This is a genomic window from Thermoplasma sp., from assembly GCF_008709555.1.
Classification (GTDB): Archaea; Thermoplasmatota; Thermoplasmata; order Thermoplasmatales; family Thermoplasmataceae; genus Thermoplasma.
The window spans coordinates 1-24,498 of record NZ_VYIJ01000002.1; the positions used below are offsets into that span (position 1 = coordinate 1).

Consider the following 24,498-nt stretch of genomic DNA (forward strand, 5'->3'; position numbering starts at 1 on the left):
GATACACACTTTAAAAATATTTCCATTGGAGGAATAGCGTGTATCTCATCGCTGAAGCTGTTGAGAATTACTGCTTCCCCCAAACTCCCAACAATATCTATAAGCAGAGAATACAGAATAATCAGCAGCGGAAACATAATCAACGTGGTGGGTGGAAAGCTAACGACCTACAGAACAATCGCACTAAAGATTGCACGTGAGGTACTTAAGTCCTTAGAGAAAGCTTCTGGAGAAACCCGGGTTGTCCTGAAATATCGGAGGGACTTAGCTCAGTACAAGGCAGATCTAGCTAAGAAGTACGACCTTGACGGAAATGATCAGATCAGCTTTGCCTATGACTCACTTTATGAAATGGCGGTACACGCAGATGACATACTCTGGAGGAGAGAAGGATACTTCATCTTCTCAAGAGATTCCGGCTTATCCCATCTCGATGCCTGTCTTGATACCATGAAAAAGGTTCTAGGCATATCTGATGAGGAGGCTGAAACGGAGAGGAGAAACTACATAAAGCTTCTTTACAGGTAAAAAGTAATGATCCGGTTTCCCATAATATCTATCTCATATCAGAACGACCCAGATTTCATTGGAAAAGGCTAAATACGTATTTATTCATATATATTATATGGCAGATGAGATATTGTTTCCATCCCAGGCATGGGTTGATGAATACTGCAAGAAGCTCTCTGAGTCGCCGGATTACAACAAGGCAGGAAAGGGCTGGAAGGATCCCATAATGTTCACCATATCAGATCCGGATAGTCTCAGCGAGCGGCCTGAGTTCAATTCCTTCACCCTGTACCTTAAGGATGGTAGATGTGAGAAATGCGAGATGGTCAGAGATGAAAACAGTTCTGCACCATTCGTTCTCACAGCCACGTACGCCAACTGGAAGAAGATCATCGACGGGAAAATAAATCCAACCCAAGCTATGCTGACCGGACAGCTGAAGGTCAAAGGGAACATGGCGCTCATTCTAAGGTATGCATCTGCGGCAATAGCAATGGTAAAGGTTGCACAGATGATACCAACAAGGTACATCTCGTGATATCATGAGCATAATTACACTTCCGAGAAAGATATACCAGCAAAGAGATATAATAGATTCCTTGAAGGAAACCCTGCAATTGAAGGAGCCAATTCTCCTTGTGAGTGACAGGAACATAATGAGGATCTTCGGCGATAGGATAAGGAATGCTCTGCAGGGATCTGATTACCGCACGATTGACGATGTAACGCCTGAACCAGAAATCTCTGCGATAGAATTAGCTTACAAGAACCTCTCAGGCTTTCAGCCACGGACGATAATAGCCCTTGGAGGCGGCAGCGTTATAGACTTCGCCAAGTCCCTCGACATAAAAATTTCCTATCCAGAGAGGAGCCTGGAAGAGGTGAATCCCTTTGAGCCGCTTGACCTAAGGGCAGAGATAATAGCCATACCCACAACATCAGGAACGGGCAGCGACGTCTCCTTCGGTATTGTCCTCGCCAATCAAGGGCGAAAACTCGCTCTGGGAAACTTCGACCTTGTCCCATACGTTTCAGTACTTGATTCCTCCCTGGTACCATCGGATCCAAAGATAATAAGGCCCACGGGAGTTGACGCACTGGTGCATTCCTTTGAGGCGCTGACCGCCAACACGTCTTCGATATTTACGGATGCCATGGCCGAAAAGGCCATAGAGACCATATTCAAAAACATCGAGGGATCCATGAATGGGAACGAGGATGCGAGAGAGAACATGCATCTTGCCGCAACCATGGCTGGCATAGCATTCACAAACAGTGGTACGGCGCTTGCACATGCACTGGGACATAGCTTCGGAGCCACGCATCATGTCGTTCATGGTACGTGCGTCGGTCTCTTCCTGCCCTACGTGATCGAATTCAACTCGTCGGACACCAATGCGAAGATGAAATATGATAGAATAGCGGAAAGACTTGGCTATAAGGACGCAATATCCGCACTTAAGGATCTTTATGGTAGGATCGGGCAGCCCACAACGGCAAAGGAACTCGGGATTCAAAGAGACGTTTACATGCGCAGTATCGATGAGATGGTCGAGAAGGCCCTAGCAGACAGCGAACTCGCCTTCAATCCGGTGATTGCGGGCGACGAGGATGTCAGATCCATATTCCTCAAAGCGTACGGTGATTGATTTGCGTGGTTTCTGGAACAGATTGCTGTTTGTAGATCTATCGCACCGAGAGATCTGGACGGATAGTCTTTCAGAGGATCTATGGGAAAGATACATAGGAGGCGTAGGCCTTGGCGCATACCTCTTCACAAAATATGGCGGCAACTTCGATCCATTCTCAGATAAGAATCCGATCATAATAACAACAGGGCCACTTGTTGGAACCGCTTTCCCTAACTCTGGGAGGCATGAGGTCGTGAGCAGAAGCCCACTGACAACATTCCTGGGCGAGTCAAATTCAGGGGGCAGGTTCGGCTTCGAACTGAAACGATCCGGACTGGATGGCATCATCCTAACAGGAATATCAGACGTACCAGTATCGATATTCATAGACGACGGAGAATTCAGGATAGAGGAGACGCCAGAACTCTGGGGTCTGGATATATACCAGACACAGGATGCGATAAGGAAACGGGGGAACTATTCTGTAATGTGCATAGGACCAGCTGGAGAAAAACGCGTGCTCTTCTCTTCAATAATGAACGATGAAGGCCGTGCAGCCGGAAGAACTGGGCTTGGCGCTGTGATGGGATCCAAGAGGGTCAAGGCCATTGCAGTCCATGGCAAGAAGATCGTTGAGGTGAACGACAGGATCGAATACAACAGAGCTGTTAAAGAGGCTTCGAAATCCATAATGGAATCGCCTGTTGTCTCAGGTTTCAGGAGCTATGGCAGCATGATCTGGATGGACGGCGGAATTGGCTTCAACGATATTCCTGCGAACTACTTCATGGATCGCAGCTTTCAGTTCGACGATCTGAGCAGCATAAAATTCCATGAGGAATATCAGGTATCGAGCTACAACTGCGCCGCATGCGTGATCGGCTGCGGCAGGACGGTAAGATACAACGGCCTGACGGTAGATGGCCCAGAGTACGAAACAGTTGCCGCTCTCGGCCCGCTTCTTGGCAACACGAGCTTTCAGAACATAGTCGAATGGAACCATGAGATCAACAGGTTAGGGATGGACACTATAAGCACCGGTGTGATCATATCAGCAATTAGGCACTTTCTGAAGGCAGGCCTCATAGACGATGCTGCCATAGGATCGTATTATTCTGACAACTTTAGCGGGATCAACCGCATGATACAGGATATAGCCATGAGGAATGGCCCTGGAAACGCCATAGCCGATGGCCTCTACAGGTACGCAACCTCACTGGGCATTGACAGGGATCTGATAGCAACCGTCAAGGGGCTTGAGATACCGCTTCACGATCCAAGGGCCTTTAAGGCGCAGGGCATCGTTTACGCAACATCGACGAGGGGGGCGGATCACATGCAGGGCGATATGTACCAGATCGATATAGGTGGTGATCACCCGGATATAGGCATAGTGGCCGGTGACAGGTTCAGCATCGACAGCGATGAACGTGTTCGCACGATAATAAGGACCCAGGATTTCAGGCAGGTTTACAACTCGCTGATAATATGCTACTATGCACAGCCGGATCCGGATCTCATAGCAAGGGCATACAGCCTAGCTACCGGTTTCAGCGCATCTATCAGAGACCTGGTGGATCGTGGATCCGAAATAATAAACTTGAAGAGGAAGATCAACGAGGATCTCGGACTCCGCCCGGAGGAGGACTGGCTGCCAGTGCTTGTAAGGAAACCGATAGAAGGGGAACCGCAGGAATCTGGTACCACAGATGAGGAACTCATATCGGTGCTTCAAAGGTATTACAGGCTGAGAGGTTGGGGGAAATACAGGCCCCCGCAACGGTGAATTTGTTATTCAACGATATCCTCTTCCATCCGCATTATCTCAATCTTTTTATATCGTCCAGTTATGGAGCAGCGTGAAGATCAGCGACCTGGGTTACGATCGGGCGTTTCTGCAACTGTTCGATGGAAACGATTTCGAACTTTACGATCACCAGAGGATGGCCATAGAACAGCTTAGAAAGGGCAGAAACGTTGTAGTCAGCGTGCCAACGGCCGCAGGCAAGACGCTGATCGCCTATGCCGCAATCTACGAAACGTTCCAGAGGAACCTCAAGTCGATATACATAGTACCCCTGAGGTCCCTGGCCATGGAGAAGTTCTCAGAGCTTTCAAGACTCAGGGATCTTGGTCTAAAGGTGAAGATGTCGATTGGCGATTATGATGACAGCCCGGATTTCATAAGAAGGTATGATGCTGTCATTCTGACTTCGGAAAAGGCCGATTCGCTCCTCCATCATGATCCGTACATGCTCAACGATGTTGGCCTTCTGGTGATAGACGAGATCCACACCATCGGGGATGAAAGCCGCGGTCCAACCCTGGAAACCGTAACGTCAATTGCAAGATATGTCAATCCTGACGTCAGGATACTGGCACTCTCAGCAACCGTATCAAACGCGATGGAACTCGCCAACTGGCTGAACGCTTCGCTCATCAGAAGCGATTTCAGGCCTGTGCCCCTGAAGACAGGCATCCTCTACAGGGATCAGCTATACCTTGACGGAAAGAAAAGATCTGGTGTCAGCATAAACCAGATCATAAGGGAGACTGTGGACGATCAGGGGCAGGTGCTCATGTTTGTGAGTTCGAGAAAAAAGGCTGAGGATACTGCAAGGGATCTTGCGCAGATATTCGATAAAGCCTCGGATCTGAGAATTTCCTCGGATGAAACCAGTGTATACGACGATATGCTCAACGAGATCCTGCCAAAGGGTGTCGCCTTCCACCACGCCGGCCTGAGCAACGATCAGCGTTCGTTCATAGAAAAGGAGTTCAGGAACAGAAAGATAAAGGTTATCGTTGCGACGCCAACGCTGGCAGCAGGCGTCAACCTTCCTGCACGTCTCGTCATAGTTAGAGATATAACAAGATGGGGATCAGACGGGATATCATACCTCACGAACATGGAGATAAAGCAGATGATAGGACGTGCTGGGAGACCGGGATACGATAAGTATGGCATAGGCCTGATATACGTATCATCGTCATCCAGCTATGAGGCCGCAAAGGACTATCTGTCCACCGACCCAGAGCCGGTGGTCTCATACCTTGGAAACGATGCAAAGGTCAGGTTCAACACCCTCGCGACAATATCAATGGGCCTTGCAAGATCTCCGGCCGACATAATGAAGTTCTATGAGACCACCCTCTTCTTTTCACAGAACGGCAAGGATCTACTAGAGGAAAAAATATCCTCTTCGATCAGGTTCCTTGAAGGCAACGGTTTCATAAAGCAGTCGCCGGATCTCAGGACCACGCAGCTTGGTAAGATAACAAGCGACCTGTACATCGATCCGGAAAGCGCCCTTCGCATGATAGATTTTTTCGATGGCCCGTCAGACATAGATCATGCTCTTTACTACATATCGCTCTGCAGGGAGATCGTGCCTTTTAACATCAAGGACGATTATTCAGCCATGGAGTTCCTGGATGATATAGGGTTGATAGACGGGGACATAGACGCCGCAAAGACCGCCATGGTGTTGCGCGACTGGATATCTGAGGCTTCATATAAATTCCTCTACGAAAGGTATGGAATTGCCCCCGGGGATATGCAGGCCCGTATATCTATGGCTGACTGGCTTTCTTATTCTCTCGCAAAGCTCTCGTCTATCTACAAGCCTGAGACGCGAAGAATGCTTGAGATCCTCAACCTCAGGATAAAGGAGGGAATAAGGGAGGACATATTGCAGCTGGTTCTCATACCTGGCATAGGCCGTGTGAGGGCCAGGAGGCTTTACGATGCAGGCCTGAGATCCATAGAAGACGTGGCGTCCGCATCTCCGGACAGGGTAAAGGCCATATATGGATTCTCTGACACGCTGGCGAATGCCGTAATAAGGAGGGCGAGATCCATTGCCTCCAAAGAAGTTCGTTAGGGTTCGGAAACAGCTCGCTGAAAGAACAATCAGGGAATTAAAAAATGGCGGTCTGTATGACAGGGACTACGGTATCATCAGAGATGGCGACTTTGTCTTCATACCAGTGGTGGAAAATTACATCGGAGATCACGTGGTCCTTGATGCTGAACCAAACAGGATCTCATCCGCGGCATCCGGTTCATTTGATATCATAGGATCCATAGCGATCATGAAGAAACAAGATGAGACCCTCGCCAGAAACATATTGAATACGCACAGGAATATACGGAGTGTCTTCTATGATGAGGGTGTGGATGGGCCTGAAAGGATAAGAAAACTGAAACTCATAGCAGGAGATAACATCAGTGTGACGGAATACAGGGAAAATGGATGCACCTTCATCGTAGACGTGGCAAGGGCATACTTCTCCCCAAGGTTGGCAACAGAGAGGCGCAGATTGATCGAACAGGTATCTGACGGAGAATTCATCTTCGACATGTTCGCAGGCATCGGACCCATAAGCATCGAGATAGCCAGGTATCGGATGGTGAGGATAATCGCCGTGGACATGAACTGCGACGCAATAGACATGCTTCAGAGGAACATGGCGAGGAATCCTCTGCGTGGTACAATCGAACCGTTATGCGAGGATGCCAGGAACGCGGCTGTACGGGTATCAGATGCTGATCGTGTGATCATGAACCACCCCACAGCTTCATTCGAATTCATAGATTCTGCATTGAAGACCATCAGAGTTGGTGGCATAGTCAATTACTACGAGTTCCTGGATGATTCCACGGTTGATCGCAGGATATCTGACCTCGAATCACGTTCGCTGCAACTTCTGGAGATGCATCGCGTTCATTCCTATTCCAAGACCATTTCGCTTTATTCCATGACGCTTAGAAAGGCTCGAGGCAATGCGGATCATTGATCCAGGCGTTTTATTTTTCCATTAGAATACAGAAAACATATTTATAGGGGATATCACTGTCTTGACCGGAGGTGGAAAGTTTGGTCTTCAAGAGGATGGATTACGACGATGACTTCGACGATGAAGACGAAGATGAAGACGACGATGATTTTTAAGGTCAAATTGATCATCGCTGGGGAGTAATAAAATTATGATCATCCAGAATTTTGAGGACTCCCCATGCATATCGAGATGCATGAGGGATCGGAGTCAGCCTATGCGCGTTTTCATTACAGAGCTGTTTCGTCAGTGTTTCCTATTATTGAATGCATGAACCGTACCCGGAACGATGAACTATATATTTCATAGATCAATGTAGCGGTATGGATATAGTCGTCATCGGAGGGGGCGCGGCGGGTATGGCAGCTGCGTCCAAGGCCAAGAGGATAAATAAGGACGCAAATGTAACGGTCATTGAGTCAGGTTCATTCGTTTCATACGCTGAATGCGGCATACCCTATTTCCTTCAGGGTATAGTGGGCAGGGCTGAAGACCTGCTTCATTATCCTCTAGAGGAATTCACTGAAAAGAGGGGGATAAGGGTCATCATCGGAAGGGTCGTCAAGAAGATTGATACCGCATCGCTTTCGCTGATCCTTGACAACGGATCTGCTATAAAATTCGATCGCCTCATAATAGCCACGGGAGCTAGACCAAGGATACCAGATGGCATTGCATCTGGGGTGTTCGGCCTCAGAAGCCTGGAGAGCGCGATACGACTCAGGGATGTTATCGATGGGTCCAGAACCGTGACGATAATAGGCGCCGGTGTTTTGGGCGTGGAACTGGCATCCACGCTTACCGAGGCCGGGAAGAAGGTGAAGGTCATATCAAAGTACGATCGGGTGATGCCTCAGCTTGATCCAGACATAGGAAAGATACTGAACGAATACTTCTCATCCAGGGTTGAAGTGGAATTCTCCTCCACTCCCGTGGAGATAAGGAAGGAGGATGATGCCTTTGCCGTCAAAACAACGGTGGATGACCATGTATCCGATGTGGTTATAGCTGCGGTCGGCATAGTGCCAAACTCCAATATAGCCGTCGATGCTGGCATAAAGGTGGATCAGCGTGGAGCCATTCTGACTGATGATCATATGGAGACCTCCATTCCTGGCATATATGCTGCAGGAGATGTCGCCACCGTGAAGAACAGGATAACTGGAGAGGATGAGATGATGCCGCTTGCACAGATAGCGAACAAGGCAGGTAGAGTCGCAGGTTCCAACGCCGCAGGATCCGAGATGAAGTTTCCCGGTGCCCTTGGATCGACCCTTGTGAAGGTGTTCGATATGGAGGTCGGGTTCACTGGCCTCAACGAGAAGAGAGCATCTGCTCTTGGCATACCATATGGAAAGACCATGATAAGGGCAAAGAGCAGGGCAAACTACTATCCAGGAAAGGAGGACATATTCGTAAAAATACTGTACGACAGCAGGGACAGGAAGATCATTGGTGGTCAGGTCATGGGCAAGGACGGGGCAGCATGGAGGCTTAACACCCTGGCTACGGCAATATTCGCTGGTTTCACGGTCGAGGATCTATTTTACGACGATTTGGGTTACACACCACCATTCGGACCTGTATGGGATCCTCTGATAATTGCCGGAAGCGTGTCGATGAGAGAATAGGATGTCAAACTCATTTTCATATCTGGACGAAAGGATCATTGAGATGCTCCGCGACAGAGGGATAACGGATCCAACTGACCCGCAGGAGCAGATAATTCCGCTTGTTCTTGAGGGCAAGAACGTCCTTCTGCTTTCGCCAACCGGCAGCGGAAAGACAGAGGCAGCCGTCCTCCCGGTATTTCAGAGGATACTCAGGGAGAAGCCTCAGAAAGTTTTCGCGATCTACATAACGCCTCTGAGGGCGCTAAACCGCGATATACTTTCACGCCTGGTGGATTATGGACGGGAGCTCGGGATAGACGTCCAGGTAAGACACAGCGATATGACGGACGCGGACAAGCGGCACATGGCGGAGACGCCTCCTGACATACTGGTCACCACGCCGGAATCCCTCCAGATACTTCTCAATGGAAAGAACCTCCGGAGATTCGTTGCAAATGTGCGGGTAGTAATCGTTGACGAACTTCACGATGCCGCTGAGAATGAGCGTGGATCACAGCTGTCGTTGGCGTTGGAAAGGCTAAGGGACCTGGCGGGAAACTTCCAGCGCATAGGCCTGTCCGCAACGGTGGGAAACCCAGGCGATCTCGCCAAATTTCTCGTTCCGGACGGCAGCTGCGAGATCATATCAACCACCCTGAAGAAAAACATGTCCATAGAGGTCATGGTCCCAGATGAAGCGAGCGAGGCCGATGCCGAGATCATGGGATGTGACAGGCAATACGCAGGGGCAATACTGCGCGTCTGGGATCTCATAAACAGGTATTCCGGATCTCTGGTATTTGTGAACAGGAGGTTTGTTGCGGAAGATCTGGCATTCAGGCTGAAACTCAGGTTCGGAGACATACCGGTTCTTGTGCACCATGGATCGTTGTCCAGAGAGACCAGGGAATTCGCCGAAAAGTCGTTCAAAAATGGAGAGGTCAAGGCACTTATATGCACCTCGTCGCTTGAGCTGGGCATCGATGTCGGTACAGCAAACGCCGTCATACAGTTCAACTCCCCGAGGCAGATAAACAAGATGATACAGCGCATAGGCAGGAGCGAACACTGGATCGGAAAGACCTCAAAGGGTTACGTTGTCTGCACCGATGTCATAGAGATGGAGGAGGCCATAGCCATCGTGGACAGCATCGCAGATGGAAAGATCGAGAATGTGCAGATCATGAAGAACTCGCTTTCTACGTTGGCGAACCAGATCCTCTCGGAGATAAACGCTAAGGGAAAGGTAAACGTGAAGAGTTTTTTCGAGACGGTAAAGAGGTCATACGCATACGCCGATCTTTCCTGGGACGAATATTACTCCGTAGTTAACTTTCTCTCCAACACCAGGAAACTCTGGCTTGAAGATGACACAATGGGCAGGAGGCGCAACACGCTCAGGTACTATATAGAGAACATCTCAATGATCCCAAGTGAGAAGAACTACAAGGTTATAGACACCACGGGAAAGTTCATAGGTACACTGGACGAGCGTTACGTGGCATCAGAAATCGATGCCGGAAGCTACTTCGTCATGAGAGGGAATACGTGGCGCGTTGTCAGGATAGACCATGACCGAATACTGGTGGAATCATTCTTCACGCCAGCTGTAGCACCGAGATGGACGGGCGAAGACATACCTGTCCTTTACGACGTTGTGCAACGGGTATCCATGAATCGCAGATCACGAGAGATTCCTGATTACATAGACGAGGCCTCAGCAGTTAAACTCAGGGAATGGTACGAGAACGATATCGCCACCGTTGAAAGGGTCATAATAGAGAGTTTCAACGACGAAATAATAATACAGATACTTCTTGGCACCCGGGGCAACTTCGCGCTGGCCGAGATCCTATCCAATGTGCTTACATCAATAACCGGGGAGAGCGTGGAGATGGACTATTCTCCATATCATATATACCTCAGGACGTCAAGGAAGATCTATGCTGAGGACGTGATGCGTATGATAAAGGCCATCAATCTGGAGAACCTGAATTCCTATATAAGGGCCTCAGCCTCCAGATCTCGCTTCTTCAAATCCGTCTTCCTTTACGAGGCGAGGAAATTCGGGATAGTTAGCGAAGAGGCAGATCTTGAGAGGATAAGGATAGACAAGATAATGGACGCCTACTCTGGATCCGTTGTCTTCGAGGATTCCGTCAGAAAGCTTATAAATGACTACATGGACATCGCTGCGATAACATCATTTGTGGGTTCTCTTGACAGGATCCAGTTCGTACTCAAGGACAAGATATCAAAGGCATCAGACATATTCATATCGCACTACTCGGAGAGGGTTGCCCCTCTGCGGCCCACAAAGGTGATACTTGAATCCGTAAGGAACCGCATAATGAACGAGAGGGTGACCCTCTACTGCGTCAGCTGCGGCAACGTGAGGACATACCGCGTCAGGGATATAAAGGTACCAAAATGTGATGCGTGCGGATCGAGGCTGGTTGCTGCACTATCCGACTTCGAGAGATCGAAGATAGACGATCCGTCCTACAGGAAACGCATACTGAAGAATGCACATCTGGTCAAGGAGAAGGGCCTACAGGCCGTCATGGTCATGTCCGCGAGGGGTGTTGGGCCTGAAACGGCCTCCAGGATCCTTGAGGTGACCTACGCGGACGAGGATGATCTCATAAGGGCCATACTCACAGCCGAGATGGACTACGCGAGAAACCGCAGGTTCTGGGATTGAGACTGTTCACCTGTGCGGTGTGATGTTGGGATAGGTAAAATTCAGTGCAGCCAAGGCACCATTGTAGGACTGATTATATACCAGTACGTAGACGGTCTGCGGCACCTGCGATGTGACGGATATGAGGAACGATGATCCGCCCATGAGCATGAACGGGAAGGGGCTGCCCTCAGACACCACCGCGTTCTCAACGATGACGCTGTAATTCCTTCCAAGCGTTCCGAATGCATAGACGTTGACCATCTCGGTCGATACCGTGTTGCTGTTCAGCTTTATGTTAACAGTATCATTAACGGTGGCATTGCCAGTGAATGGATTGCTGTTGCGCATTGCGAAATCCTTCGTGAGATCTATGAAGTAAATATGAACAGCTACTGATTCGGATGCCGTGGATGTGAACACGGATATCGTGTAAGTGTAGAATCCGGGGCTGGATCCCGTGAAATTCATGGTTATGTTGAACAGATCGGTGGTGGATGGCGGTACAGACCGGTGCACGGATCTGACATGCCAGGCTATGTAGGGTGAAACTGAAAATCCAGGCGTTATTGTGGACGTTCCATGGTTTGAAACGTAGATCGGATACGAAACGTTTGTGGACACGTTTCCGCTGACGGAATACACAACGAACTGATTCTCTCCGTAGCTGATTGAAAACTGTGGTGGTAGAGTGTGAAACGGGATTGGAACGAGACCTATTAGAACTATGATGACGGCTGAGAGGGCGATCGCCTTGACGTATGAAGATGATCTCCCGACATTGTTGAGGGGTTCAGGGCCCTTCACGCCCAGTATGAGAACGAACACAAGCAGGATGAGCCACGATGGGTAGAGTATGGAGAGCCCGATGACAGCAACGACAGCTGTATATGACAGATACTGCGACCATCTGCCGAGCATGGCGGAGGATATGAGTCCACCGTCCAGAAAACCTATTGGCATGGCGTTGAAGGAAGATACGATGATACCCACCCATCCCGCATAGGCTGTGGGAAATAGAACGCCATCAGACGGAACGAAGCTTCTCATGGCTGCCTGGAATATGAGCGGGCTGCCTATCTGAAGTATGGGAGATTTCACCCCTGAAACCGGGACATGCTGCATTAAAGACAGATAACCCCCGACTATGACGAAGACGAGGGAAACCAGAAAACCAAAGACGATTGAAAAAAGAGACGATTCGACCATGGCCCTCTTGCTTGGATAAGCCACGTTTGGAGCATTTATGGATCCCATGGTACCCATGCCAATTGGGTCCGGCACGAAGATCGGGAATGAGTATTGCATGTTATTCCTCTTCATGCCGAGGTACCTGCCGGATTCTCTGGCCCCCAGGATTGCGAATACGGGTATGACGAAATACGCCATGGTTTCCAGCATTGCAACCATGGGTGGCGATGAAAAATAAGCTGAGACGTATGAGTATCCCACGTAGAAGAGCGTTATAACGGTTGCTATGGCCATGAGGATCTTAAGTATGGATCTCCTAGGTCTTTCTGGTTCATGAATGATTATTATTTCGTTGCTGGCCCTGGTGAAAGCCACGTACCCGATCCTCCTCAGATCGGAGACAAGCATGGAGAAATAGTCCTCCGGATAATAATCGATATCCTCAACCTCAACGACGAATTCTCCTTCGTCCTCCTTAACTCTTTTTACGCCATAGTATCGGCCGACTATCTGCTGTATCTGTTCGGGCTGCATGGATGTATTTTTACTTAATCTGAATATTACATTATTAAGATTTGCTCCACAGCCATCCGTCATTTATTCATTATAAACTCTGTCTGACGACATGAAGAAAAAAATATCTGCCAATCACAATATTGATGTCAAATGGTGCGGCATCAAAGCGAGAGGAATCAAAACCATGCAACTGGACAGCAGCTTCTCCTATAAAAAACAGTATACTTTGGTATTCAGAATAAAAATAAAGGCTGGATCGTAAGCGAAGACCGGCTGCAACCAACCAGCCCTCCATCATACGCCTTCAGCAGTACGTCCTTATGACCCCGCACAGATCATTCGCTGTGTTCGTTGATGAATGAAGCGACTGATTCGTTTCCTTCTGGTTCAACGTTGAACAATCTTCTTATCATATCTTTTGCGTGCTTGCCTGGCGATATGGCTGTATACTTGAATTTCCCTGAGATGCGGGTCTCGACAACGAGATCGATCCTTCTGGAGTGGGCTATCCTGGATATTTCCCCTATGTCGGCTTCATCGGCCTCTATTATTGGATATTCCACGCCGGATGATCCGATCTTCCGTGCGTTCTCTATCCTCGTCTCTATATCCCTGCGCTTCGCCTCCGCAAGACTCCGCTTGAGATCGGCGTATCCCTTTGAAATCTCTGAGACCGAATCGGCCAACTCGCCAATCGGTTTCTTTATCATCGTGGATATCCTGTATGCAGACTCGTAGGAATCCTGAAACAGATGGAGTGCGGGGACACCGGCGGAGAAGGTTATCCTGTATATGTTCTCCTGGATGGCCTCAACCTTCCTTATCTTCAGAACCCCTATGGATGATATATTCTTCAGATGCGTACCGCCGCAACCCTCCGCATCAACACCATGTATCTCGACAACCCTTATCTTGGGCGTGAGCGGTACGCCACCCTCGAACAGCCTGAAACCATACTTATCTATGGCACTGTACCAGTCGAGGTTTCTTACGCTGACCTCCCTGCCCTCCCTTATAAGCTCGAAGGCGCGTTCCTCAATCCTTCTTATGGTACCCTCGTCTATCCTTCTATAGTGCGTTATATCGAGTCTCGATTCCTCCACGTCCTTCTGAACGCCGTTCTGCCATACATGCTGGCCCAGAACCTCCCTCAGGACACCAAGCAGAAGGTGCGTCGACGTGTGGTGTATCATTAGTCTGGATCTCCTTTCCCAGTCAATGACTCCATGTACACGGACACCCTCAGGTATCTCGCCGTCAATGGTATGGACTATAGTTTTTCCATATTTGCGGACGGCCGTGACGTTTATCTTCTTTCCCTTGTATTCGAAGTAACCCAGATCCCACGGCTGGCCACCGCCCTCTGGATAGAATGCAGTCTTGTCCAGTATGATCTCATTTCCCTTGGAATAAACCACGAGTCCTGTGAATTCCCTCATGAATGGATCGTCGTAGTAGAGCGTTCTCGTCTCTATATCCGGATAATCGCTGTATTTTTTCCTTTCAACGGCACCCTTCTCATGCCTCTGTATCACGAGCGCATGGAAGTTCTCCGGTACATCAATGGCCATTCCCTTAGTTTCAAGATAACCCTTCACGGTCTCCGGGCTTATTCCGTGAGAGTCGTAGAGCAGTATAAGATCTTCAAGATCGATCTTTCCCTTGCTTGCCAAGAGCTTTTCTATGATCTGGGTGCCATGCCTCTCAACATCCCTATATTTTTCCTCTTCAATGGAAAGGATATCTGATACGAACTGTTCCGGGAACTCCTGGACTATATCCCTGAGATCCCCATGGTTCATCTTTATGAGGTCCATGAGGCTGCCAGTGTATCCCGTATTGTTTATGGCCCTGTAGGCCCTCCTTATCAACATTCTGGCCAGATAACCGACCTTAACGTTTGATGGTATGACATAAGCAGCAAACATGTGCATAAGCGATCTGGCATGGTCAATCATGAGGAATACATCCCTGACCTTCCTTACCCTCTCGAATCTCTCTCTGGCATCGGCATACTTCCTCTCCAGCTGGGATATGACGAAGGATTCCTCGTATGGTTCCTTCATCACCGAAATCTTGACAACATCCGTCAGAAATTCCTCGTCTATATCCGAAACCGAGGAATTCTTCATGACGTGATCGATTATATCCGGATAGATGGCCTGATACACCGTGGGTGTACCCTGAGAGAGCCATGTCAGGCGTTCCAGCCCGTAGCCCGTATCAACTATTCGCATATCCATCTTCGAATAACGGATGCCGTCTATCTCGTATGGCCCGTTTGGATCCTCCTTCATGTCCATGAATACAAGCGTGGCAACCTCAAGTCCCCTCACAAATACTTCGAGTGCGTTTCCGGCATTGCCTCCGCCGGACCATGGCTTTTCCTTGAAACTTATCAGTTTTCCGTCTATGCCCAGGCCCTCAGTAATAAAATCGTAGCAGTAATGTACCGTTTCCTCCTTCCAGTACACAGTCTTATCCTTGGTGTTGAAGGAGTCATGGCACAGCATCTCGAAGCTTGTGAGATGACGTCCGGTTATGCCCACAAGATCGACATCGTTCATCCTTATACTGGGCTGGGACATGACGATTGGGTTGCCGGGCGGTTTCACGATGCCCGAGGTAACATGGGGCTGAAAGTCATATATGGATGCGTTGACCAGAAGCACATCCTCCCTCCACCTCGGAACAACTGGATAAGGCTTCAGGACCTTGTGACCCCGCTTTTCGAAGAATTTGATGAAGGCATCCCTCATCTCATCCAGAGTATAGGATCTTGGTACAGGGCTGTTTCCTATGAACGTGTATTCATCGCATGGAGTGTCCCCGCAGGTGTTCCTCTGCCTGTCCTGCGTCCAAAAATAGGATCCACATTTGACGCACTGTTTCTTTTCAAAACCGCTGTTGAGAAAGAATTCCAGATCAAGCTCCCCAGTCTGTTTTTCCATTGGAGTATGATTTTAAAAGACTATTTTTAATTTTGCGGGCAGACATGCAATTCTGCATTAACCGATCTGATCAGCGAGGATGATCGATCTTCGATCACTCCACAAAGAATTCGTATACCATTGGAGACATGAGATCGGCAATCTGGGACAGTAACTGCTCGTCTTCCTTGCTGAATGCGGCTTTCTTATCGGAATCTATATCTATTTCGCCTATTGCCTTTCCATTGTATCGGACCGGTACGACTATCTCCGACTGCGTTGATGGGAAGCATGCAAGGTACTTTGGATTGCTCTTCACATCATATTCATTGATGATATCATTTTTCAGAACCGCCAGACTGCACAGCCCGTCACCGAGATTTATCTCAACGTGTTCCGTTTTCTCTCCAACGAACGCCTCGAGTTTCAGTTTCCCATGTTCGAGAACGTAGAAGCCAACCCAATCGTATTTCGGATTCTTTTCCTTCAGATACTGGCATGCCGTCTGCATTTGGTTTTTTGCAAAATCCTTGATATCCATAGAGCTGGAATTTCTTCCATTATATAAGATCTTTTCAGGAAGTGGATATACAAAAAAGCACAGAAAGTTAGTCTAAAATGTAAGATCCATGTTCAATCAAATGCGGGCCATGATACCATTCGATGTCAGTATTTCAGGGCCTTTATCTTCCTTTCGGCCGTATTCTCCACATCTATCCTGTCATCGATCTTCACGTATGTCTCTACCCTCTTGATACCCATCGATAGAATTGCCCTTTCTCCCCTCTTCACGGCTTCGAATATCTCATCAAGGGTGCCGGCCTCCAGGACAGTTCCCATGCTGTTCGGATAAAACTTAATACCGTATCTCTTGAATTCCTCCAAGGCTGCATTTATGTACCTTGAGGCCGAGGTACCTAGACCTATTGGTACATATGTTACTTCCGCTAAGATCATATTGACGAATTGCGTGTTTCGATAAAAAATTAGTGATGACGTCATATTTTCGTCAGACATTGCAAACAAAAAGAAGAAAAATATGGTTCCAATTACGATAAAATTTAAATATTAATTTCGGCTATTTTCAGTATGCGTCAGACGGTCTCGATCCTCCTCCTCATCTTCTCCGCGTTTGTTTCGGTTATGCTGGTCTCAACCGGAATAGCTGTGCAGGAACAGCAGATGACGTCTGTCGCCATTCTCAATTCTTTCAATATAAACAGCTTAGAGAAGCTGGATCAGGATTATTATCTCAAGGTCGAAGCTGTATTCGAAAACAGAGCATATACCGGCGCAGTGATAGCGCTCTACAATTCAGAGATAGTGGTCCCAGCACTGTCAGAGGCCACTGCCGATATCCTGATACCTGTGAATACGACAACTCTGATTTCAGCAGGATGGATGCTGAAACCGGTCAACGTTACCATAAGATTCAGTGAAAGGATACTATTTGCGGTGTTTGACAAGAAAGTATCGCTCACCGTACCTTGCCTATTTGAAAACGTGAGCGAAAAACAGCAAGGAAACTCCATTGAAATATCGTTCGTTCCAAGTTCATTTACGGCTGGAAACATCATGGATATAAGCATAAACGGGTTTGATTACGATCTCACGCTGACAAGTGGGACATCAGCGACGATTAAGATTCCTCTGACAAGCCCAAATGCATCAATAGGAGATTCAGGAAATTATCTGAAGATATCGAATCTCACCTACTATTTTTCCCAGATAGGTGATCTATGATATCCAGTATTTCAGCTATATTCTCTATTTCGTAATCTGCATAGCTTGAACTTATTTTTCGTCCGTGTTTCACCAGGACAGCTGTACATCTGATCTTCTTTGCAGGTATCAGGTCGTTTTCTATATCCCCGACAACTATGCACTCTTCGGCTGATATTCCCATCATCTTCAGTGCCTTCTCATAGGGCTCTGAATCTGGTTTCCCGTGGGATACATCGTCTATCGTGACAACGTGATCAACTGGAATACTGAACTTTTGTATAACCATCCTTCTTGTTGAAGTCACAACTGCTGTCTTTATCCCACGCGCCTTAAGTTTAGAGAGTGTTGGAATGACGTCCTGAAAGAACTTTGCTGATTCTATATTCCTGAGGAAATAATCCTCCTGGAGCATCTCCACATCAAGGGGATTATTTACAAACTTCTTCGCCAGGTCCACACCCGGATACCCTATCATCGGCCTGATCATGTCCTCTGGAACCTCTACTCCAAAACTCTGAAACGCCTTCTTCCATGCTGTAACTCTCAGATCCACAGAATCAAGAAGCGTACCGTCGAAATCAAAGATCACTCCTCTTACCTGCATTTCCATCCTCAGGGCATGAATTCCAGTCCTATATTCTTATATCTGTCCGTCAGGTATTCGTAGTTGTGCAATCCACAGGCCGGACAGTCTTTTCTGCGATCCACCAATATCCTATCAAGATCCATGTTCCAGATGTCCAAGTTGTATATCGATCCGTCAATTTCCTTTCCCGTCAGAATCTTCATCCCGATCGTGAAGGCGATGGAGGAGATCGCGGTAACAAGAGAACTCAGCACGCCGACCTCAGCGCATGTAGGCTGAGGAAAAGGCTCATTCGTGAAATAGCATCTGTAGCACGATGTTTTTTCCGGTATAATGGCCTTGACCTGGCCGTATGTCTCTATGGCAGAGGCCATGACCCAAGGACGTCCGACCTTGACGCATGCATCATTTATGATCAACCTGCTGGTTAGGTTGTCTGTGCCGTCCATTACGAGATCAACGGAGGAGACAAGATCTTCGGCGTTCGAGGCGTCAAACGTCTCATTGATGGCCTGGATCTCGACCTCCGAGTTAATTTTCTGAAGCCTCCTCCGTGCAGCTTCGGCTTTGGAATCACCAATATCGTCCTCTGAATACAGCGTCTGCCGGTAGAGGTTTGATGATGCCACATAGTCCCGATCCACGATGACGATCTTCTTGACTCCGCTGCGAACAAACAGATCCGCTATCAGGCTACCTACGCCGCCAAGGCCAACGATCATGACTCTTGCGTTTCTTATCCTCGATATATCGTCCCTGTCGAACTGCCTCAATACCATCTGCCTTGCATATTTGTAATCTTCAGGCATCATGCAGGATCATTACATCAAAACTTAAAAATATGCCAGATCAATTGAAAAATGCATCTCATTTCTCTGATCCTTATAAAGATCCCTGAATTTTTTATTCCTTTATTTTGTTCTCCTAAATGTTAACGATAAGAACAATGGATCAACAGCATACGTAATAGAAACTTGCATCCATGATTTCGGCCAGTTGTGATCACGCTATGCAAAAAAGATTTTCTATTGATATATGCCGATGATAAGCATTCAGGAGAATTCTTCTTCCAGTTCAAGTATGACCTGATTCAGTACGTCCTCAAATGTTCTTCCTGTATATTCCCTCAGGCCACCCATTTCAGTCCTGAGTTTTGCGGTGTATTCTGTTTCTGATTCCTTGGCAAATTCTATATTGCATATCAGCTCTTCCATACGGATCACCATCCCCTAAAACCTTTATGGCTTAAAGTTTTTTATCCCAGTCATTGCTGGGCAGGTTAAACTAGGTATACGGGAATATCCAAAATTGGGAATACCATGGTGATCGTTTTCCTCTATACCATAATTATTGTATTCAGATCCGATGAATTGGAAAGTTTTAAATAAGTTAGATTAATACTAATATTATATGGAGAACATAACAAAGAAGGAGAGGGACTGCCTTATCACTATAAAGGAGTCTTCGAATGGCCCATTTCCGGTACGGTTGAAGGATCTCTCAGCATCCATGAACATAAAACCGCCATCCGTGTTAGAAATACTAAACAGGCTCCAGGAGAAGGGTCTGATAAAGAAGGATCGTGGAATGATCGCGCTCACAGATAAGGGAGAGGAGACATATCGGAGGATCGTTATGGTCCATCGCACTCTTGAGGTTCTTTATAGCAGAAGCGGCATAGACGCAAATGATGCCTGCAGGAAGATAGGCAATTTCGACTTCCTCGTGGACTACGATGACGCAAGAAAGATCTCACAGTCCATAGGGAACCCCAAGGAATGTCCGCATGGAAAAAAAATAGAAGAAGAGTGAACCCAATCCATGCGGTGAGTCTTTATATCGTTTCAAGCAGTTTTTTCTATAAAATTTAGAGTTTTTAACCGATTTCAAGCTGTAGGATTTTCACTTCGATGATCAGCTGAACCTTATAAGCACTCTGCCTTCGGTCTTTCTATTCTTCATCATATCCATGGCTTCGTTTATATTCTCCAGGCCAACCTCCATGCCTATCACAGGATTTATCCTGTTTTCTGCCACCATATTAAGGGCTTCTGATACGTCCTTTCTTGTGGAGCTGATGCTTCCCCGGATGGTGTTTCCCTTCAATATTATCAGGCCAAGCGGAAGATCCACGGGATCTGGCTTCACGTTTCCGATGACTATCATCTTTCCGCCATTGTTAAGGCTCCTCAACGCCCTTTCGAATGTGTGTATGCCGACGCATTCAAGCACGATATCAGCGCCTCCCAGCTTCTTGACCTCCTCATTGAATTTTCCATTGCCGTCCACTATATAATCCGCGCCGATCTTCTCTATCATATCCCTCTTTGATTCCGAAGTTGTCTCAGCTATTACAGTTGCACCTGCCGCCTTGGCCATCTGCACGGCATTCGATCCAACCCCGCCGCCCGCGCCTGTGATCAAAACCTTCTGGCCCTCCTTTACCTTCGCCAGTCTGAACAGGGCATGGTATATCATACCGGTCACGCATGAAGCTATGGGGAGGTATCTGCTGTCTACGCCTGGCGGCGCCTTTACTAGGCTTATCTCAGGAACGTTAACGTATTCCCTGAAACCACCCTGAACCTCCTCCCCTATGGATTTCTTGTATGGGCACAGGTTCTCGTTTCCTGATCTGCAGTATTCACATTTTCCGCAGGGGACATATATGAGGCTCGCAACGCGGTCACCAACTTTGAAATCCTTTACATCCTTACCGGTCTTGACTATCGTGCCGCCTATCTCATGGCCCGGGATTATTGGTAACTGAATTCTGGGAAAGAAACCGGTGGCACTCAGGATATCGCGATAGCAAAGGCCGGCGTAATCCTGCTTTATAACGACTTCGTTATCTGCAGGCTCCGGAACGTCCCGATCCACAATTGAAAGGGGCTGATTGATCTTCTCCAATACGGCTGCCTTCATGATCGCATGATCGGAAGAACGTATAAAAGCGATGCTCTAGCTCTCATAAGGGGTTATCTCTAATCATTATCGAATATGGCAAAATAGAAAGAACGGTGAATTTCGTACAGAACATAGAGTGCGAAACAGATTGGAAAATAGATTATTCACACAGCATGATTTATCGCTGGAAAAATCAACAAACTTAAAATATTCAGGAAGTAATATGCCACCATGGAATCCAACAACGGTATCATACTCAGAGTCGCAGAGGCAAACTCAACAGATCCAGGAATGTCAAGGGTCAGGCTTGATGAATCATCGCGAAGGCTGCTTGACGCTGAGATCGGAGATGTTGTCGAAATAGAGAAGGTAAGAAAAACTGTGGGGAGGGTATACAGAGCGAGACCTGAGGATGAGAACAAGGGGATCGTCAGGATAGACAGTGTAATGAGGAATAACTGCGGCGCATCCATCGGTGATAAGGTAAAGGTCAGGAAGGTCAGGACTGAAATTGCGAAAAAAGTGACGCTTGCGCCCATAATAAGGAAGGATCAGAGGTTGAAATTTGGAGAGGGCATAGAGGAATACGTACAAAGGGCATTAATAAGGAGACCAATGCTTGAGCAGGACAACATAAGCGTTCCTGGCCTCACCCTTGCTGGTCAGACCGGTCTTCTCTTCAAGGTCGTCAAAACCCTGCCCAGCAAAGTGCCTGTGGAGATAGGCGAGGAGACGAAGATAGAGATAAGGGAGGAACCAGCCTCCGAGGTCCTTGAGGAGGTTTCAAGGATCAGTTATGAGGATATAGGTGGTCTTTCGGAGCAGCTCGGAAAGATAAGGGAGATGATCGAGCTCCCTCTGAAGCATCCAGAGCTGTTCGAGAGACTGGGGATAACACCGCCAAAGGGTGTGATACTCTACGGTCCTCCTGGAACCGGTAAGACGCTCATAGCCAGGGCCGTGGCCAATGAATCCGGCGCGAACTTCCTCTCGATAAACGGCCCAGAGATAATGAGCAAATACTACGGGCAGAGCGAGCAGAAGCTCAGGGAGATATTCTCCAAGGCCGAGGAAACGGCACCGTCGATAATATTCATCGACGAGATCGACTCCATCGCACCAAAGAGGGAGGAGGTGCAGGGAGAGGTAGAACGCAGGGTTGTGGCACAGCTCCTAACCCTCATGGATGGTATGAAGGAGAGGGGGCATGTGATAGTCATAGGTGCAACAAACCGCATTGACGCCATAGATCCCGCACTCAGGAGACCTGGCCGTTTCGACAGAGAGATAGAGATAGGCGTTCCTGACAGGAATGGAAGGAAGGAAATACTCATGATACACACCAGGAACATGCCGCTGGGTATGAGCGAGGAGGAGAAGAACAAGTTTCTGGAGGAGATGGCCGACTATACCTACGGATTCGTGGGGGCAGACCTTGCGGCACTGGTCAGAGAGAGCGCCATGAATGCCCTCAGGAGATATCTTCCTGAGATAGACCTGGACAAGCCCATACCCACCGAGATCCTGGAGAAGATGGTCGTCACGGAGGATGACTTCAAGAACGCGCTGAAATCCATAGAACCCAGCAGCCTACGAGAAGTCATGGTCGAGGTGCCCAATGTACATTGGGAAGATATCGGCGGCCTGGAGGATGTCAAGAGAGAGATAAAGGAGACAGTAGAGCTACCGCTCCTCAAGCCGGACGTGTTCAAGAGGCTTGGTATAAGGCCATCAAAAGGCTTCCTGCTGTACGGGCCACCGGGCGTTGGAAAGACACTTCTGGCAAAGGCGGTTGCAACTGAGAGCAATGCCAACTTCATATCCATTAAGGGCCCAGAGGTACTCAGCAAGTGGGTTGGAGAGAGTGAGAAGGCGATAAGGGAGATATTTAAGAAGGCGAAGCAGGTAGCACCCGCGATAGTCTTCCTCGACGAGATAGACTCCATAGCACCGAGGAGGGGCACTACCAGCGATTCCGGCGTGACCGAGAGGATAGTGAACCAGCTTCTCACCTCTCTTGACGGCATAGAGGTCATGAATGGAGTTGTGGTCATTGGCGCAACGAACAGACCAGACATAATGGACCCTGCCCTGCTCAGGGCCGGAAGGTTTGATAAGCTGATATATATACCGCCACCAGACAAAGAGGCCAGGCTGAGCATACTGAAGGTGCACACGAAGAACATGCCACTCGCTCCAGACGTGGACCTGAACGACATAGCGCAGAGGACAGAGGGATACGTGGGCGCAGATTTGGAGAATCTGTGCAGGGAAGCGGGCATGAACGCCTACAGGGAGAACCCAGACGCAACCTCAGTATCGCAGAAGAACTTCCTAGACGCGCTGAAGACCATAAGGCCATCGGTAGACGAGGAGGTCATAAAATTCTACAGGACGCTGTCCGAGACCATGAGCAAATCGGTGTCGGAGAGGAGAAAGCAGCTGCAGGATCAGGGACTGTATCTCTGATCCTTTAAACCCCCTAGAAATAAAAAATAAATACAAATTAATGTTGTATTTATGATGGATTTCTATTCACGCGTCAATCAGAAACCGGTAATGTCCAGTTCTGGAGAGATAATAGGTTATGTCAAGGGCTTTCTGGCGGACGAAAAATGGAATCTGACCACGATGGTGACGAAACCATCCAATGGCAGGGGAAGGCTGAATATACCCACCGACGACGATGGTAATTACCTCATTCCCATGGCAAACGTGAACGTCGGCAACGATGCTATAGTCGTGATGAACATAGAGAGCATCAGGAGGTTGCCGAAGCAAGACCAACAGTCTGGCTTGCAATAGTCCCATCAGTAACCGTGTCCACAAGCTTTACGTATTTTATGAACGGATCACCGTTGTTGGGGAGACTGCTTATGGTTATCACGGTAAGGGCCGAAAGGTAATCAGGACCGTTCACGGTTATCTTCCAGTACTGTGTCTGTATCGTGCCTTGTGTCAGCGGTACAACCGTTATATTTCCATCTGATGATTGGAATTCGAGAGTCACCTTTGCCAGCGAGACGTTCTGGTTGACGCCGCCAATGTATATCGTGTAGACACCATCATTCGAAGACTGCTGCGTCTGGTTTGTTATGGTCATCGAGGCCTGAGGTGTTGGCGCAGATATCAGTGATACATAACCGCCAAGCAGGGAGTAGAGTGTTGCTGCAAGGACTATCGTTATTGCTATTAGCAGTATTGTGGCTATTATGGGTGATACAGCCTTATCCTGCCTGCTGAATTTCATGATACATTCATACATACATATGGATATTAAAATTGATGCGTTTGAAATGCTATTTCGCAGGAAAGTTTTTTCTTTTTGGCAATATGCCCAGCCGTTTACAATGGGAGAAATTGATAT

The 24,498-nt window shown here is 48.0% G+C and carries 21 protein-coding genes; 12 read left to right on the forward strand and 9 right to left on the reverse strand.

Annotated elements, in window-relative coordinates; all coding sequences use genetic code 11:
- From F6Q11_RS00900 to F6Q11_RS00935, 8 genes are all read left to right on the forward strand, one after another.
- Positions 1-528, forward strand: a 528-nt coding sequence (locus F6Q11_RS00900) for a glycerol-3-phosphate dehydrogenase C-terminal domain-containing protein (protein ID WP_297025830.1), incomplete at its 5' end; no start/stop codon positions are given.
- Positions 529-625: 97 nt separating this feature from the next.
- Positions 626-1,048 (forward strand): SCP2 sterol-binding domain-containing protein, encoded by a 423-nt coding sequence (locus tag F6Q11_RS00905; RefSeq protein ID WP_297025831.1) that lies wholly within the window; start codon positions 626-628, stop codon positions 1,046-1,048.
- Between the two features lie 4 nt (positions 1,049-1,052).
- Positions 1,053-2,159: an iron-containing alcohol dehydrogenase family protein gene (locus F6Q11_RS00910; protein WP_297025832.1), complete on the forward strand. Its 1,107-nt coding sequence runs from the start codon at positions 1,053-1,055 to the stop codon at positions 2,157-2,159.
- Complete coding sequence (locus tag F6Q11_RS00915) at positions 2,122-3,927, forward strand: aldehyde ferredoxin oxidoreductase family protein (RefSeq protein WP_297025833.1); 1,806 nt, start codon at positions 2,122-2,124, stop codon at positions 3,925-3,927. The genes F6Q11_RS00910 and F6Q11_RS00915 overlap by 38 nt, the downstream gene beginning before the upstream one ends.
- Positions 3,928-4,000: 73 nt before the next feature.
- Entirely contained in the window at positions 4,001-6,025 is a 2,025-nt protein-coding gene (locus F6Q11_RS00920) for an ATP-dependent DNA helicase (protein WP_297025834.1), read from the forward strand.
- Positions 6,003-6,941 carry a class I SAM-dependent methyltransferase family protein gene (locus F6Q11_RS00925; protein WP_297025835.1) on the forward strand — a complete coding sequence of 313 codons (939 nt, stop codon included), beginning with the start codon at positions 6,003-6,005 and terminating at the stop codon, positions 6,939-6,941. Before F6Q11_RS00920 ends, F6Q11_RS00925 begins: the two co-directional genes overlap by 23 nt.
- A 362-nt stretch (positions 6,942-7,303) precedes the next feature.
- Positions 7,304-8,611, forward strand: coding sequence for an FAD-dependent oxidoreductase (locus tag F6Q11_RS00930; RefSeq protein ID WP_297025837.1), 1,308 nt, complete (start codon positions 7,304-7,306; stop codon positions 8,609-8,611).
- A 1-nt stretch (position 8,612) separates the two neighbouring features.
- On the forward strand, positions 8,613-11,297 hold the full coding sequence (locus F6Q11_RS00935) for a DEAD/DEAH box helicase (protein ID WP_297025839.1): 2,685 nt from the start codon (positions 8,613-8,615) through the stop codon (positions 11,295-11,297).
- A 6-nt stretch (positions 11,298-11,303) separates the two neighbouring features.
- Here the strand turns inward: F6Q11_RS00935 and F6Q11_RS00940 are convergent, their stop codons facing one another.
- The 4 genes from F6Q11_RS00940 to F6Q11_RS00955 form a co-directional block, all read right to left on the reverse strand.
- Positions 11,304-13,001 (reverse strand): peptidase, encoded by a 1,698-nt coding sequence (locus F6Q11_RS00940; RefSeq protein WP_297025841.1) that lies wholly within the window; start codon positions 12,999-13,001, stop codon positions 11,304-11,306.
- Between the two features lie 317 nt (positions 13,002-13,318).
- Positions 13,319-15,934: an alanine--tRNA ligase gene (alaS, locus tag F6Q11_RS00945; RefSeq protein ID WP_297025842.1), complete on the reverse strand. Its 2,616-nt coding sequence runs from the start codon at positions 15,932-15,934 to the stop codon at positions 13,319-13,321.
- A gap of 94 nt (positions 15,935-16,028) precedes the next feature.
- The gene (locus F6Q11_RS00950; protein WP_297025844.1) at positions 16,029-16,454 is read right to left on the reverse strand and encodes a GAF domain-containing protein; all 426 of its coding nucleotides are present in this window, start codon (positions 16,452-16,454) and stop codon (positions 16,029-16,031) included.
- A 125-nt stretch (positions 16,455-16,579) separates the two neighbouring features.
- Positions 16,580-16,870: an MTH1187 family thiamine-binding protein gene (locus F6Q11_RS00955; protein ID WP_297025845.1), complete on the reverse strand. Its 291-nt coding sequence runs from the start codon at positions 16,868-16,870 to the stop codon at positions 16,580-16,582.
- Positions 16,871-17,002: 132 nt separating this feature from the next.
- Between F6Q11_RS00955 and F6Q11_RS00960 the strand changes: the two genes are divergently transcribed.
- On the forward strand, positions 17,003-17,656 hold the full coding sequence (locus tag F6Q11_RS00960) for a hypothetical protein (RefSeq protein WP_297025847.1): 654 nt from the start codon (positions 17,003-17,005) through the stop codon (positions 17,654-17,656).
- On the opposite strand, the gene F6Q11_RS00965 is transcribed toward F6Q11_RS00960, so the two are convergent.
- The 3 genes from F6Q11_RS00965 to F6Q11_RS00975 form a co-directional block, all read right to left on the reverse strand.
- Positions 17,622-18,242, reverse strand: a complete 621-nt coding sequence (locus tag F6Q11_RS00965) for an HAD family hydrolase (protein ID WP_297025849.1) — start codon at positions 18,240-18,242, stop codon at positions 17,622-17,624. The two genes, F6Q11_RS00960 and F6Q11_RS00965, sit on opposite strands and share 35 nt — an antisense overlap.
- An 8-nt stretch (positions 18,243-18,250) precedes the next feature.
- A complete protein-coding gene (locus F6Q11_RS00970; protein ID WP_297025851.1) occupies positions 18,251-19,036 on the reverse strand; it encodes a HesA/MoeB/ThiF family protein in 786 nt (261 codons plus the stop codon).
- A gap of 240 nt (positions 19,037-19,276) precedes the next feature.
- Positions 19,277-19,438: a hypothetical protein gene (locus tag F6Q11_RS00975; RefSeq protein ID WP_297025853.1), complete on the reverse strand. Its 162-nt coding sequence runs from the start codon at positions 19,436-19,438 to the stop codon at positions 19,277-19,279.
- A gap of 196 nt (positions 19,439-19,634) precedes the next feature.
- On the opposite strand from F6Q11_RS00975, the gene F6Q11_RS00980 reads away from it, so the two are divergent.
- A complete protein-coding gene (locus tag F6Q11_RS00980; RefSeq protein ID WP_297025854.1) occupies positions 19,635-20,036 on the forward strand; it encodes a metal-dependent transcriptional regulator in 402 nt (133 codons plus the stop codon).
- A 102-nt stretch (positions 20,037-20,138) separates the two neighbouring features.
- Here the strand turns inward: F6Q11_RS00980 and F6Q11_RS00985 are convergent, their stop codons facing one another.
- Positions 20,139-21,149 (reverse strand): zinc-binding dehydrogenase, encoded by a 1,011-nt coding sequence (locus F6Q11_RS00985; protein WP_297025855.1) that lies wholly within the window; start codon positions 21,147-21,149, stop codon positions 20,139-20,141.
- 213 nt (positions 21,150-21,362) lie between these two features.
- Between F6Q11_RS00985 and vat the strand changes: the two genes are divergently transcribed.
- Together vat and F6Q11_RS00995 are read left to right on the forward strand one after the other, a co-directional pair.
- Complete coding sequence (gene vat / locus F6Q11_RS00990) at positions 21,363-23,600, forward strand: VCP-like ATPase (protein WP_297025856.1); 2,238 nt, start codon at positions 21,363-21,365, stop codon at positions 23,598-23,600.
- Between the two features lie 51 nt (positions 23,601-23,651).
- On the forward strand, positions 23,652-23,936 hold the full coding sequence (locus F6Q11_RS00995) for a PRC-barrel domain-containing protein (protein WP_297025857.1): 285 nt from the start codon (positions 23,652-23,654) through the stop codon (positions 23,934-23,936).
- On the opposite strand, the gene F6Q11_RS01000 is transcribed toward F6Q11_RS00995, so the two are convergent.
- Positions 23,893-24,381: an archaellin/type IV pilin N-terminal domain-containing protein gene (locus F6Q11_RS01000; protein ID WP_297025858.1), complete on the reverse strand. Its 489-nt coding sequence runs from the start codon at positions 24,379-24,381 to the stop codon at positions 23,893-23,895. The two genes, F6Q11_RS00995 and F6Q11_RS01000, sit on opposite strands and share 44 nt — an antisense overlap.
- Positions 24,382-24,498: the final 117 nt, after the last annotated feature.

Excerpts from the sequence above, each read along its gene's own strand:
- F6Q11_RS00905 (WP_297025831.1), top strand. The coding sequence starts at position 626 with ATGGCAGATGAGATATTGTTTCCATCCCAGGCATGGGTTGATGAATAC.
- F6Q11_RS00960 (WP_297025847.1), top strand. The coding sequence starts at position 17,003 with ATGCGTCAGACGGTCTCGATCCTCCTCCTCATCTTCTCCGCGTTTGTT.
- F6Q11_RS00955 (WP_297025845.1), bottom strand. The coding sequence starts at position 16,870 with ATGATCTTAGCGGAAGTAACATATGTACCAATAGGTCTAGGTACCTCG.
- F6Q11_RS00970 (WP_297025851.1), bottom strand. The coding sequence starts at position 19,036 with ATGATGCCTGAAGATTACAAATATGCAAGGCAGATGGTATTGAGGCAG.
- vat (WP_297025856.1), top strand. The coding sequence starts at position 21,363 with ATGGAATCCAACAACGGTATCATACTCAGAGTCGCAGAGGCAAACTCA.
- F6Q11_RS01000 (WP_297025858.1), bottom strand. The coding sequence starts at position 24,381 with ATGAAATTCAGCAGGCAGGATAAGGCTGTATCACCCATAATAGCCACA.
- F6Q11_RS00985 (WP_297025855.1), bottom strand. The coding sequence starts at position 21,149 with ATGAAGGCAGCCGTATTGGAGAAGATCAATCAGCCCCTTTCAATTGTG.
- F6Q11_RS00950 (WP_297025844.1), bottom strand. The coding sequence starts at position 16,454 with ATGGATATCAAGGATTTTGCAAAAAACCAAATGCAGACGGCATGCCAG.
- F6Q11_RS00940 (WP_297025841.1), bottom strand. The coding sequence starts at position 13,001 with ATGCAGCCCGAACAGATACAGCAGATAGTCGGCCGATACTATGGCGTA.
- F6Q11_RS00965 (WP_297025849.1), bottom strand. The coding sequence starts at position 18,242 with ATGCAGGTAAGAGGAGTGATCTTTGATTTCGACGGTACGCTTCTTGAT.
- F6Q11_RS00915 (WP_297025833.1), top strand. The coding sequence starts at position 2,122 with ATGTCAGATCCATATTCCTCAAAGCGTACGGTGATTGATTTGCGTGGT.
- F6Q11_RS00995 (WP_297025857.1), top strand. The coding sequence starts at position 23,652 with ATGATGGATTTCTATTCACGCGTCAATCAGAAACCGGTAATGTCCAGT.
- alaS (WP_297025842.1), bottom strand. The coding sequence starts at position 15,934 with ATGGAAAAACAGACTGGGGAGCTTGATCTGGAATTCTTTCTCAACAGC.
- F6Q11_RS00910 (WP_297025832.1), top strand. The coding sequence starts at position 1,053 with ATGAGCATAATTACACTTCCGAGAAAGATATACCAGCAAAGAGATATA.
- F6Q11_RS00975 (WP_297025853.1), bottom strand. The coding sequence starts at position 19,438 with ATGGAAGAGCTGATATGCAATATAGAATTTGCCAAGGAATCAGAAACA.
- F6Q11_RS00930 (WP_297025837.1), top strand. The coding sequence starts at position 7,304 with ATGGATATAGTCGTCATCGGAGGGGGCGCGGCGGGTATGGCAGCTGCG.
- F6Q11_RS00980 (WP_297025854.1), top strand. The coding sequence starts at position 19,635 with ATGGAGAACATAACAAAGAAGGAGAGGGACTGCCTTATCACTATAAAG.
- F6Q11_RS00935 (WP_297025839.1), top strand. The coding sequence starts at position 8,613 with ATGTCAAACTCATTTTCATATCTGGACGAAAGGATCATTGAGATGCTC.